The organism is Acinetobacter sp. GN11, from assembly GCF_054823985.1.
This window is the reverse complement of the sequence record NZ_JRVL01000038.1, coordinates 25,430-36,923: the sequence shown is the minus strand read 5'-3', so window position 1 is coordinate 36,923 and position 11,494 is coordinate 25,430. Positions and strand designations below refer to the sequence as shown.

Here is an 11,494-nt window from a genome sequence, read left to right as displayed (position 1 = left end):
GCGTGTCAGCATAAAACAATAACAACGTGTTAGGACACCATAATCATGACAAGTATGATCAATAAAGCTCAGGGTTTGGGTTTATCGCTGATCACCAGATTGGCTGGAAGCGATGTACTTGATCAACTCAAGTTGCGTAAATTTGTTGAAAAATCTCTTTATCAAGGTTCAAAAGCTGGTTTTAAAGCATTAAGCCAGACTCAAAAAGCATTTAAACCAAAACAGATCTCCCAACAGCGATTACCTCGCCAACAAAAAAATCTATTTGATTTGAGCCTAACTGAAGAACAACAAATGACCTCTGATGCAATGTCTCAATTTGCTCAAGAGGTTTTATTAGGATTAGCACATGAAGCTGACCAGAATGCCCAGTTTCCTGAAAGTCTTTGGCAATATGTGGAAGATCTAGGTCTTAACTACTATGCACTTCCAGAGGCACTAGGTGGTGTCGCGACCGAACAGAATATTGTAAGTAATCTATTAATAGCTGAAAAACTAGCTGAAGGTGATTTTAGCCTTACAGCAGGATTACTCAGTACATTTAGCGTTATCAATGCAATCACACGTTGGGGTTCTGCTGAAGTTCAGTCAATGTACCTACCATGTTTTGCAGAAGACTCAGACATTACAGCAACCTTTGCAGTTCAAGAAGCAACTCCTGCATTTAATTCTTATGCTTTAAAAACCAAAGCCTCACTTGAAAATGATCAATTTTTTATTGATGGCGAAAAAACATTAGTGATTTTGGGTAATTTAGCTGATGTATTTTTAGTAAGTGCAGACTTTAACGGCAATCCAGACGTATTTGTCGTGCAATGCAACGAAACCATTTCAATAAAAAATACTCCGGCCATGGGCCTTAAAGCCACAGAAACAGCAACTCTTCGCTTTAATCACACTCCTGCTCTACGCTTAGGTGCAACAGACTTTGATTACACTGCTTTTTTAGATTTGGGCAACTTAATGTGGTGTGCAATGGCTGTAGGTACTTGTGAAGCTGTAAAAGCTTACTGTATTAAATATGCCAATGAACGAACTGCATTCGGTGAACCAATTTCTCATCGCCAAAGTGTCGCTTTCATGATTGCAGATATGGCTATTGAAATTGATGCAATGCGTATGCTGGTTTTAAACGCAGCAAGCCTTGCAGAATCAGGCAAACCATTTCACCGCGAAGCTTATCTGGCCCAACTACTTTGTGCTGAAAAATCCATGAAAATCGGTACAGATGGAGTGCAAATTCTTGGTGGACATGGTTTCACAAAAGAACATCCTGTTGAACGCTGGTACCGCGATCTACGGGCTACTGCAATTTTACAATCTGGCTTACATGCTTAAATGATCAATCAGAGGATACTTTAATGAATTTACAAAATCCTAAAAAATTCAAAATGATGATTGATCAGGCACATGATGTTGCGATCAATGTTTTACGTCCTATTTCTCGTAAATATGATAAAGCCGAGCATGTATATCCAAAAGAGCTCGATATGCTCGCTTCACTCATTGATGGTATGAATGAAGGTGGCGAAGGGATTAATGCTGGAGCTGCAGGTGCTGGGAAACGTGGCGATACAGATAACGAAGGTATTCGTAACGGAACTAACATGTCGACCGCTCTTGGAATTATTGAAATGTGTTATGGCGATACAGGCTTATTGCTGAGTATGCCACGTCAGGGGCTTGGGAACTCAGCAATTGCTGCTGTTGCAAATGATGAGCAATTAGAGCGGTTCAAAGGAACATGGGCAGCTATGGCCATTACTGAGCCAGGATGCGGCTCTGACTCTGCTGCGATCCGCACCACTGCAACCAAAGATGCCAATGACTATATTTTAAATGGTGAAAAGATTTTTGTGACCTCTGGCGAACGTGCAGACTCTGTCGTCGTTTGGGCCACGCTTGATCGTAAACTTGGACGTGCAGCGATTAAATCATTTGTGGTACCAAAAGGTACGCCGGGAATGAAGGTTGAACGCCTCGAACATAAACTGGGAATTAAAGCTTCAGATACAGCAGTGATTAGTTTTATTGATTGCCGCGTACCAGCCGAAAATCTTTTAGGTAATGCCGAAGTAGATGTCGCTAAAGGTTTTGCTGGAGTAATGGAAACTTTTGACAATACTCGCCCCTTAGTTGCAGCAATGGCAATCGGTTGTGCTAAAGCTTCACTAGAACGTATTAAAGAGATTTTTAAAGATCAACTCGATCCTAATTACTCTACGCCCTACCTACATGCTTCGAATCTTGCAGCGCAAATTTACCGTATGGAAGCTGAGTGGGAAGCTGCTCGCCTACTCATGTTAAAAGCAACGTGGATGGCAGATAACAAAAAGCCAAACTCTAAAGAAGCTTCAATTGCGAAAGCGAAAGCTGGTCGTGTGGGTAACGAGATTACTTTAAAATGTGTCGAACTAGCTGCAAGCATTGGCTATAACGAAGATGAGTTACTTGAGAAATGGGCACGTGACTCAAAAATTCTCGATATCTTTGAAGGTACTCAGCAAATCCAGCAATTAATCATTGCCCGCCGAGAACTGGGTAAATCTTCTAGCGAACTAAAATAATAATTAAGGGAAATTTTCCCTTCTTTTATTAGCTTTATGTCAAAAACTAAAAAGCCCTCTAGCGATTAAACTAGAGGGCTTCGTATTTCAGGAATTAATATTTTTATTTATTCGGTTGTACTGTCTAACGCTTTATCCACTACACCAAATTTCTTAAAGATTTTTGCACGTCGTTTTGGTGAAATATTTGCTTTGTTTAAATCACCTTTATAGTGATCAAAAACTCGCTTATCCATTATTTTAGACCATAATGAAGGAATTAATGCTGGTAGTAGCATACTTGCGTAACCGCTTGGTAGCTCTGGTGCTTCATCAAAATGACGTAATGCTTGGAATGGACGAGTCGGATAAGCATGATGGTCTGAATGACGCTGCAATTGGTACAAGAATAAGTTTGTTACTACGTTATTATTGTTACAGCTATGCTCTGGCATTGTACGTTCATATTGACCATTTTCTTTTTTCTGACGTAATAAACCATAATGCTCAATATAGTTAATAATTTCAAAAAGACTAATGCCATAAAATGCTTGTGTTGCTAAATATGGAATTGTACTTTTGCCAAAGATTCCAACCATAGAGCCATGAAAAGCAGCAGTCATTCCCCAGCCTTGTAATAATTCATTATCTGAAGACCAGAATTCTTTACCTTTACGTTTTAAACGATTTTTTTCAATTTCTATTGCCGATTTAAAAGAACCAATAACAGTACGTGGCCAGAACTCATAGAAGGTTTCGCCCATACGTGATGAAGCTGGATCTTCTGGTGTTGCTGCACGCTTATGATGACCGTAAGGATGCTCAATACGGAAATGATTATAGCCAGTTGGAACTAAAGCAAGATGAGACAAAATATGATCTATACGATCAGGCTTATGACTTAACTCATGGGCTGTATTAATCGCAATACCATTGATTGCACCCATTGAAATACCAAGTAAAACCTTATCAATAAATGATGTCGTTTTACGACTTGTTAAATAACATGCATAAACATTTGCAGCATACTGTAGAGGAATAAAGCTCTTCACAAGACGTGAGTAATATGGATCTTTTTCTAAAAGCTTAATTTCTTCATCTGTCGGATTTCGAGCATCTTTCCCAATAATAGTATCAATTGCCGGAATCACGACATGTAATAAAAGTGGACCACCTAATGCGAAGACTTTCTTCAAAGGACGTGGACCAAACTGATAACCAGCTAAAATACCTAAACCGATAGCAGGTAAAGCAGGACTAATCATCCATAAAAAGCGTTTGCGATCTATTTCACGCATAGACGCAGGCACTGGCATAAGTTCTTGCTGAACATTTACTGGTGCATTCATAGCTATATTTCCTTTTTCTATATATCTATATAGTTAAAGAAATAGTGTTTGGTTAACAGTAGTAACCGTCCAAAAAACCTATGTTAAAGTCTTTGGCATTTTCTTGCACTTTTCTGTCCTAAAAACACATGTTGATCTATTCTTATAGCTCACTATAATTTTATTAAAATAATGATTGATCATTTAAATATGGATGCACTAAGTAAATTTTTTGATGATATTCACCTGAATAAGTCTGAATACATCTATTTAAAAGCGCAAGGAGAATGGGCTTTTAAAACACAAGATCAATCTGCTCTACTTGCTTATATTGTTTTAACTGGTTCAGTATATATTCAACTTAACGCTTCAGAAAAAATAACTGCGACTGCTGGCGATATTATTTTAATTCCTTCGGGGAAAGCACATAGTGCAACTGATTCAAAATCAACAGCGAGTAAGTTGGTAGATTCTTTGGATATCACTTCGCTTTTTAATGGTCATAGACAAGACGCAATCGAATTTGGCACTCCATCTCTAGATAATACATTATTGCTATGTTTACGCTGCCAAATCGATACTCATATGGCTGGGCCACTCATTAATGCCCTACCATCCATTATGCATATTCAACATGAAAATCAAACCAATCCTCCTGAATGGCTACAAATTGGACTTTATTTTCTAGCAATCGAAACTCAAAAAATCAGGCCGGGTCATGACAAAATTATTGATCATTTAGTCAGTATTTTGCTTATTGAATGCATTCGTGACCATATTCAACAGATGACAGATCAACAAAACTGGTTAAGCGCCTTAACTCATCCTGAACTGAGCAATGCATTATCTGCTATTCATAGCCAACCTGAAGTCACATGGACAGTTGAATCTTTAGCTGAACAATGCTGTATGTCACGTTCTAAATTTGCAAACTTATTTAGCAGTATTATTGGTGAACCACCTCTAACTTATTTACAGCATTATCGTTTTCGTTTAGCCAGTCAGTATTTACGCACAAGTAACTTATCAATTCAGCAAATATCAAATAAGGTTGGCTATTCATCTGAAACAGCATTTAGTCAGGCATTTAAACGAATTTTTGATTTATCTCCTAAACAATATAGACAGCAATATATTGGACACAGCTTAGATTAACTACCAATAAAAAAAGCGCCGAGGCGCTTTTTTTATTGAATCAAATTATTATTTAATTTTCGCATGTGATTTTAAATATTGACTGTAATCTTCCAATATTTGTTGACCACGCGACTGACGATAAAGTTGCTTTAACTGTTGTAACTGATCAGCAGGAATAGCATTTGCAGCAGATGAATTTACATTTGAAACCGCAACAACAACCAGCTCATTTGGTAAATTTGCTGTCGTAACAGACCACATACCTGGCTTAGGTGTAGCTGCACTAAATGCTGCGCGCTCAATTTCACGCTTTAATCCTTGTGAACGACTAAATACGCCAGCCGATTCAAATGCCACTTTATTTTTAGCAACCACTTGATCTGCTGGTTGAGTTTTAAATTCAGCTAACATTGTAGCAATTTTTGCTTGAACAGCTTTACGTGCTTTTTCATCGATAACTTTTGCTTTCGCTTCATTCATCGCTTGTGCTAAAGGTTCTACACCAGCAGCATGATAATCACGTACTTTAACCCATACCGTATCACCATTCGCTAGCTGGATATTAGACGATGCATTGCGGTCACCATTTTTCACGTCATCATTAAACAATTTAATTTTAACGTTTGGATCACTTAAATATGGATTTTGTGTAGCTAAAGTTACGCCATTTAATGATTCAACTTTTGTACCTTTTACTTCTTGCACAACAGCTTCTAAAGAATCATTACCAACAATCGTTTCATTTAAACTGTTTACGGTATCTGAATAAACAGTCGCAACTTTATTCTTTTCAACCTCAGCCGTTAAACGCGCCTTCTCAGCTTCAAATGAAGGGATTTGATTAGCTTGAGTTTCTGCCTCAATAATATGATAACCATATTGAGTTTTTACTGGTTGAGAAACTTGTCCATTTTTTAGGCTAACTACAGTTTTATCAAACGCATCTGAAAAAACACCCGGTGCATATGCTTCAACTAAACCACCTTTTGCTTTCGAACTTGGATCTTCAGAAAACTGAGATGCAGCTTGAGCAAATGTAAGACCGCCTTGAATTTTTGCATATACTTCTTTAGCAAGTTTTTGAGCCGCTGCATCATCACGAGCATCAGTCGTAATTAAAATATGCTTCACAGTGCGTTTAGCATCTTTTTTCTGGGTTTCAACGAACTTGCTATATGCTTGCTGAAGTTCAGCTTCAGTTGCAGGAGCTGGTTTAGCCATCATTGATGGAGACAGAACAATATAATCCACATCAACAGAAGCCTGTTGTTTAAACTCATTTTGGTGTTTGTTGTAATAATCTGTAGCTTCTTGATTAGATGCAGTTAAACCTGTTTTATAACCATCTAATTTAATACTCGCCAAATGTAATGTACGCTGTTCAGTTTGCAAATTCGCAATTTGCATTAAATCAACTTTACTTACCAAAGAATAATCAGAAAAAGTTGAAGTTAGCATTTTTAAAGCATGATCTTGACGAAGGCTAGATATTAAGCCCTGACTTGTCAGACCAACAGAACGTAAATAATTTTCATAGAGCTTTTGCGAGAACTGTCCATTTTCTTGCAAACTAGGCTGCTGAGCTAACATTTGCTCAATTTGGCTATCACTTAGTGAAATACCTAATTTTTCAGCTTGTTGAATTAGTAAATTACGTGACACTAAAATGTCGAGTGCCTTAGCCTGAATAACAGGCAAATTAAGTAAACTCTCATCACCTTTTACAGCAGCTAAATATTGTTCTTTGTAAGACTGAGTTAAAGTTTCGAGGTCTTTCTTAGATATTTCTTGGCCATTTACTGTTTTTGCAACATCAGCCTTGTTTCCCCTATTAAAATATCCTTCAATACCTACAAGTGCTAAAGGGGTCAAAAACAAAATTAGAAGGACTTTGCCGAGCCAACCCTTAATGACTGTACGAAACGATTCCATAAGTATTCCAATATTTTATTTCGAGGAGAATTTTAACTGAAAAACCACAATCAATGAATGAGCAATATTGGTCAATTCAGATTTTTAATAAAAAACGCGCCTATATTGGCGCGTTTAATCATCTTAAAAGATTAAGCTACTGAATCTTTAAGACCTTTACCAGCTTTGAAGCTAGGTACTTTTGTTGCTTTAATTTGAAGCTCTTCACCAGTTTTAGGGTTACGACCAGTACGTGCAGCACGCTCTTTAACACTGAAAGTACCAAAACCGACTAAAGTTACTGTGTCACCTTTTTTAAGTGCTTCAGTAATTGACGCAATTGTCGCATCGAGTGCCTTGCCTGCATCAGTCTTAGATACTCCCCCTTTTTCAGCAATTGCATCGATTAATTCTGATTTATTCATGAATAAAACATCCTCTTAATATCGTTTGTTTAAGGTCCAAGGCTATAGTTTAAAAGGCCATGACGCCTTTATAGCAATGCTTTGGGGGAAAACGCAATACTAGAGCAGGGCTTTTAGCGAAAATAAATGCTAAAAAACTGTTATATATTTGCTAAATCCCAACATTTTTTACTTTTTATTCAATTTTTCTTTCAATTGCTGGTTTTCTTCTATTAAAGCATCCACCTTAATATGAAGCTGTACTAAGAGCTGTTCAATGTGCTGTAAATCCTTCGGAGTGACCAATCCAATCCGGTTTAAAGAATGGTTAACACTGGTATCAAGAATTTTCTCTACTTTATCTTTTGTTTCAGATACAGATTCTTTTGCTTTTTCTGTAACTTTACCCACAGTGTTATCTGCTAAATCGCCAGTTTTAGATTCTAGCTCTTCCCCTACCTTAACCAAAGAGTCGAATAGCTTGTTACCCTCTTCTTCCGCTCGTGAAAAAGCTCCTAGCCCAGCTAACCAAATTTGCTTGGTATACTTTCTAAAATCCAAGGCTGACTTTCTTGAACCTCTTGATTTTAATTTATTTTTTTCTTCCAACTCTTCTACCTGTGTATCTATATTTGCATTATCCATTGATCTAAGCTCCTAATCAGATGAGAGAGATGATGACTGATTTGACCACAAAATATTTCTATAATATCAAAGTAAAGACTTGATCCATTTACAAAACTGTTCTACAAAGCAATTAAGTCATGTAAATATATTTAACAGGACATTTATTAAAGTTTGGGATAGGATGTCCCATTCTTCGGTTAACTACTATTTGTAAGGATAAACTTTTATGAGTGAAACGCAACAAAGACAAAAACACCCCCGTCTGTTGCTGAATATTGTTCTAATTATTTTAGAAACTTTCTTTTCATTTATTCTCACCCACGATGGTGTTCTTCGCTTGCAAGCGAAAAAGTTTATTTCAAACAAAACAACTATTCGTATCAATAGCTACCTACCTTTTTTTGACTTTTATGTTCAATTTACAGAAAAGGGTTTGTTGTTCGATATTCATTCTTTTGACCGACGTATTGATCTTGAAATCAATAGTACACTTATCGATTTAATTAAGATTTTCGCTTTTTCAAACCAGCGCAGTCTTAAAAATATGCGAATTGATGGTGATGCAGAAACCAAAAAAGAGTTATTAGACTTAATTTCACACCTTACTCTGCCTAAACTTTTAGCAGACTGGAAGCAATGGTTTAATACACCTGATGATGAAGCTGAAGCCCTTGCTTCACGCAAACGAATTGCCCCATTGCTTGAAAAAATTGATCAACAACGTTCAGAAATCAATTCACTTCATGTCGAAATCAAACAATATCAAAATCGAATTACTCGCTTACAGCAGCGTCAACGTAATATTAACTTCGCCTTTGGTATAATTAGCCTAATATTTATTGTTTATTTCATATATAATTTGTGGGCTGCTTAAATTAATTTTTCCCTTTTGTTCCTGCACTTGAATTAAAAATAAAAAAACTTGACTATTTTAGTCGGGATTCATAAAATCCTATTATCTAGTCTTAACATGTGTATCGAATCATGCGCCTTACAACTCGCGGTCGCTACGCAGTGACTGCTCTACTTGATTTAGCTTTGCAGCCAACTGAACAAACGATCACGCTCGCCGAAATTGCCGCTCGCCAATCCATTTCAGTTGCTTATTTAGAACAGTTATTCGCAAAACTTAAGCGTCATGGCTTAGTTTCTAGCGTTCGTGGTGCAAATGGTGGTTATCATTTGGCTCGAAATGCTGATGAAATTACTGTGTTAGAAATTATTGAAGCTGTAAATGAAACTGTTGATGCAACACGTTGCGACCATAAAGCTAACTGCCAAAATGGTGCAATGTGTCTCACACACGATTTATGGCAAGAACTCTCTCATCATATTGCCGACTATTTAGCAAAAATCTCTCTTGCCGACCTCATTAGCCGAGACAACGTTCAAACTGTTGCATTACGCCAAAATGTGACTGGCATAGATTCAGCTCTTTTATCGGGTACAGGTATTTGATATGAAACGTCCAATTTATCTTGATTACGCAGCAACCACTCCAGTAGATCCGCAAGTTGCAGAACGTATGATGGAGTGTTTAACTTTCGACGGTACCTTTGGTAATGCTGCATCTCGTTCCCATGCTTATGGCTGGCAGGCAGAAGAGAAAGTTGAATATGCACGTGAGCAAGTTGCAAATTTAATTAAAGCTGATCCACGTGAAATCGTTTGGACTTCTGGTGCAACTGAATCAGATAACCTTGCCCTAAAAGGTGTAGCACAATTTTATGCATCTAAAGGCAAGCACATTATTACAAGTAAAATTGAACACAAAGCTGTTCTAGATCCTTGTCGTGAATTAGAAGATCAAGGTTTTGAAATTACTTATTTAGAACCAGAACCACAAACTGGTTTAATTACCCCTGAAATGGTAAAAGCTGCCCTTCGTCCTGATACTGTTCTTGTTTCTCTTATGATGGTAAACAACGAAATCGGTACAGTTACAGATGTAGCAGCAATTGGTGAATTAACACGCGCCAATAAAACTTTCTTTCATGTAGATGCTGCTCAAGCTGCTGGTAAAGTTGAAATTGATCTATCTACCATGAAAATTGATCTAATGAGTTTCTCTGCTCATAAAATTTATGGTCCAAAAGGTATCGGTGCATTGTATGTACGTCGTAGCCCACGTGTTCGTTTAAAAGCACAAATTCATGGCGGTGGTCATGAGCGTGGTATGCGTTCTGGTACTTTAGCGACTCATCAAATTGTTGGTATGGGTGAAGCTTTTGAAATTGCTGGCAAAAGAATGCAAGCAGAACAAGAGCGTATTCGCAAGCTTCGCGACAAGCTTTGGAATGGTTTACAAGATCTTGAACAAGTTTTCTTAAATGGCCACCCAACTCAAAACGTTGCTAACTATTTAAATGTCAGCTTTAACTTTGTTGAAGGTGAATCTTTAATGATGTCGCTCAAAGATGCAGCTGTATCAAGTGGTTCTGCTTGTACTTCTGCAACCTTAGAGCCTTCATACGTTCTTCGCGCATTAGGTTTATCTGATGAGCTAGCACACAGCTCAATCCGCTTCAGTTTTGGTAAATACACAACTGAAGAAGACATTGATCATGTGCTTACAATTACCAAAGCCGCTGTTGAGAAATTACGTGAACTTTCTCCGCTTTGGGATATGTATAAAGAAGGTATCGATCTTTCTACAGTTGAATGGGCTGAACACTAATTCATTGAAATTAGTATTTTTACCCTCATATTAATATTAGGCTGACCCCGAGGTTTGGAGAAGCGACATGGCTTATAGCGAAAAGGTAATTGATCATTACGAAAATCCACGTAATGTTGGTGTTTTAGATAAAAACTCTGAAAATGTTGGTACAGGTATGGTCGGTGCACCTGCATGTGGTGACGTAATGCGTTTACAAATCCAAGTAAACGATAACGGTGTAATTGAAGAAGCACGCTTTAAAACTTATGGTTGTGGTTCTGCAATCGCATCAAGTTCTCTTGTAACCGAATGGTTAAAAGGCAAGACTCTTGATGAAGCTCAAACCATCAAGAATATTGATATTGCGACTGAGCTTGCACTTCCACCAGTAAAAGTTCACTGCTCTGTATTAGCTGAAGATGCGATTAAAGCTGCGATTGAAGATTATCGCACTAAGAAATCAAAAGCTTAATTTGTTACCATTGTAAACGTTGGAGTTTTCATGATTCATTTAACTGAAAATGCTGCGACTCATATTAGCAATTACCTTAAAAATCGAGGTAAGGGTGAAGGCATTCGCGTGGGTGTGAAAACTTCTGGTTGTTCTGGATTGGCCTATGTTCTTGAGTTTGTGGACTCTATTGATGAACATGACCAAGTTTTCGAACAATTTGGCGTTAAGGTATTTGTAGATCCAAAAAGCTCAGTGTATTTAGAAGGCTTAGAAATGGACTACGTTAAAAATGGCCTTAATGAAGGGTTCGAATTTAACAATCCTAACAAAAAAGGTGAATGTGGTTGCGGTGAGTCTTTCACTGTATAACCCTTCTCCTTCCATCTCTCATTAAAACAGTGTCTTTTTATAGCACTGTTTTAATGTAT

12 protein-coding genes are annotated in these 11,494 nt (G+C 37.5%); 8 read left to right on the top strand and 4 right to left on the bottom strand.

What is annotated here, in order from left to right; genetic code table 11:
* Positions 1-54 precede the first annotated feature (54 nt).
* A complete protein-coding gene (locus NL42_RS04850; RefSeq protein ID WP_461311948.1) occupies positions 55-1,338 on the top strand; it encodes an acyl-CoA dehydrogenase family protein in 1,284 nt (427 codons plus the stop codon).
* Positions 1,339-1,361: 23 nt separating this feature from the next.
* Positions 1,362-2,567: an acyl-CoA dehydrogenase family protein gene (locus NL42_RS04845; RefSeq protein WP_461311946.1), complete on the top strand. Its 1,206-nt coding sequence runs from the start codon at positions 1,362-1,364 to the stop codon at positions 2,565-2,567.
* A gap of 107 nt (positions 2,568-2,674) precedes the next feature.
* On the opposite strand, the gene NL42_RS04840 is transcribed toward NL42_RS04845, so the two are convergent.
* On the bottom strand, positions 2,675-3,895 hold the full coding sequence (locus tag NL42_RS04840) for an alkane 1-monooxygenase (RefSeq protein WP_461311945.1): 1,221 nt from the start codon (positions 3,893-3,895) through the stop codon (positions 2,675-2,677).
* 189 nt (positions 3,896-4,084) lie between these two features.
* Between NL42_RS04840 and NL42_RS04835 the strand changes: the two genes are divergently transcribed.
* On the top strand, positions 4,085-5,029 hold the full coding sequence (locus NL42_RS04835; RefSeq protein WP_461311944.1) for a cupin domain-containing protein: 945 nt from the start codon (positions 4,085-4,087) through the stop codon (positions 5,027-5,029).
* A gap of 48 nt (positions 5,030-5,077) precedes the next feature.
* Here NL42_RS04835 and NL42_RS04830 read toward each other — a convergent pair whose 3' ends face one another.
* From NL42_RS04830 to NL42_RS04820, 3 genes are all read right to left on the bottom strand, one after another.
* Complete coding sequence (locus tag NL42_RS04830) at positions 5,078-6,943, bottom strand: SurA N-terminal domain-containing protein (protein WP_461311943.1); 1,866 nt, start codon at positions 6,941-6,943, stop codon at positions 5,078-5,080.
* A 131-nt stretch (positions 6,944-7,074) separates the two neighbouring features.
* The gene (locus NL42_RS04825; RefSeq protein ID WP_001043034.1) at positions 7,075-7,347 is read right to left on the bottom strand and encodes an HU family DNA-binding protein; all 273 of its coding nucleotides are present in this window, start codon (positions 7,345-7,347) and stop codon (positions 7,075-7,077) included.
* A gap of 168 nt (positions 7,348-7,515) precedes the next feature.
* Entirely contained in the window at positions 7,516-7,971 is a 456-nt protein-coding gene (locus NL42_RS04820; RefSeq protein WP_446090516.1) for a phasin family protein, read from the bottom strand.
* A gap of 208 nt (positions 7,972-8,179) precedes the next feature.
* On the opposite strand from NL42_RS04820, the gene NL42_RS04815 reads away from it, so the two are divergent.
* From NL42_RS04815 to iscA, 5 genes are all read left to right on the top strand, one after another.
* Positions 8,180-8,827: a hypothetical protein gene (locus tag NL42_RS04815; RefSeq protein WP_461311942.1), complete on the top strand. Its 648-nt coding sequence runs from the start codon at positions 8,180-8,182 to the stop codon at positions 8,825-8,827.
* A gap of 110 nt (positions 8,828-8,937) precedes the next feature.
* Positions 8,938-9,411 (top strand): Rrf2 family transcriptional regulator, encoded by a 474-nt coding sequence (locus NL42_RS04810; protein WP_016138261.1) that lies wholly within the window; start codon positions 8,938-8,940, stop codon positions 9,409-9,411.
* Between the two features lies 1 nt (position 9,412).
* Positions 9,413-10,630 (top strand): IscS subfamily cysteine desulfurase, encoded by a 1,218-nt coding sequence (locus NL42_RS04805; RefSeq protein WP_005304823.1) that lies wholly within the window; start codon positions 9,413-9,415, stop codon positions 10,628-10,630.
* A gap of 67 nt (positions 10,631-10,697) precedes the next feature.
* Positions 10,698-11,084: a Fe-S cluster assembly scaffold IscU gene (gene iscU, locus NL42_RS04800; RefSeq protein WP_003651560.1), complete on the top strand. Its 387-nt coding sequence runs from the start codon at positions 10,698-10,700 to the stop codon at positions 11,082-11,084.
* 30 nt (positions 11,085-11,114) lie between these two features.
* Entirely contained in the window at positions 11,115-11,435 is a 321-nt protein-coding gene (iscA, locus tag NL42_RS04795; protein ID WP_003651558.1) for an iron-sulfur cluster assembly protein IscA, read from the top strand.
* The last annotated feature ends 59 nt before the right edge of the window (positions 11,436-11,494 follow it).

Excerpts from the sequence above, each read along its gene's own strand:
- NL42_RS04840 (WP_461311945.1), bottom strand. The coding sequence starts at position 3,895 with ATGAATGCACCAGTAAATGTTCAGCAAGAACTTATGCCAGTGCCTGCG.
- NL42_RS04825 (WP_001043034.1), bottom strand. The coding sequence starts at position 7,347 with ATGAATAAATCAGAATTAATCGATGCAATTGCTGAAAAAGGGGGAGTA.
- NL42_RS04830 (WP_461311943.1), bottom strand. The coding sequence starts at position 6,943 with ATGGAATCGTTTCGTACAGTCATTAAGGGTTGGCTCGGCAAAGTCCTT.
- NL42_RS04815 (WP_461311942.1), top strand. The coding sequence starts at position 8,180 with ATGAGTGAAACGCAACAAAGACAAAAACACCCCCGTCTGTTGCTGAAT.
- iscU (WP_003651560.1), top strand. The coding sequence starts at position 10,698 with ATGGCTTATAGCGAAAAGGTAATTGATCATTACGAAAATCCACGTAAT.
- NL42_RS04845 (WP_461311946.1), top strand. The coding sequence starts at position 1,362 with ATGAATTTACAAAATCCTAAAAAATTCAAAATGATGATTGATCAGGCA.
- NL42_RS04805 (WP_005304823.1), top strand. The coding sequence starts at position 9,413 with ATGAAACGTCCAATTTATCTTGATTACGCAGCAACCACTCCAGTAGAT.
- NL42_RS04850 (WP_461311948.1), top strand. The coding sequence starts at position 55 with ATGATCAATAAAGCTCAGGGTTTGGGTTTATCGCTGATCACCAGATTG.
- iscA (WP_003651558.1), top strand. The coding sequence starts at position 11,115 with ATGATTCATTTAACTGAAAATGCTGCGACTCATATTAGCAATTACCTT.
- NL42_RS04835 (WP_461311944.1), top strand. The coding sequence starts at position 4,085 with ATGGATGCACTAAGTAAATTTTTTGATGATATTCACCTGAATAAGTCT.
- NL42_RS04820 (WP_446090516.1), bottom strand. The coding sequence starts at position 7,971 with ATGGATAATGCAAATATAGATACACAGGTAGAAGAGTTGGAAGAAAAA.
- NL42_RS04810 (WP_016138261.1), top strand. The coding sequence starts at position 8,938 with ATGCGCCTTACAACTCGCGGTCGCTACGCAGTGACTGCTCTACTTGAT.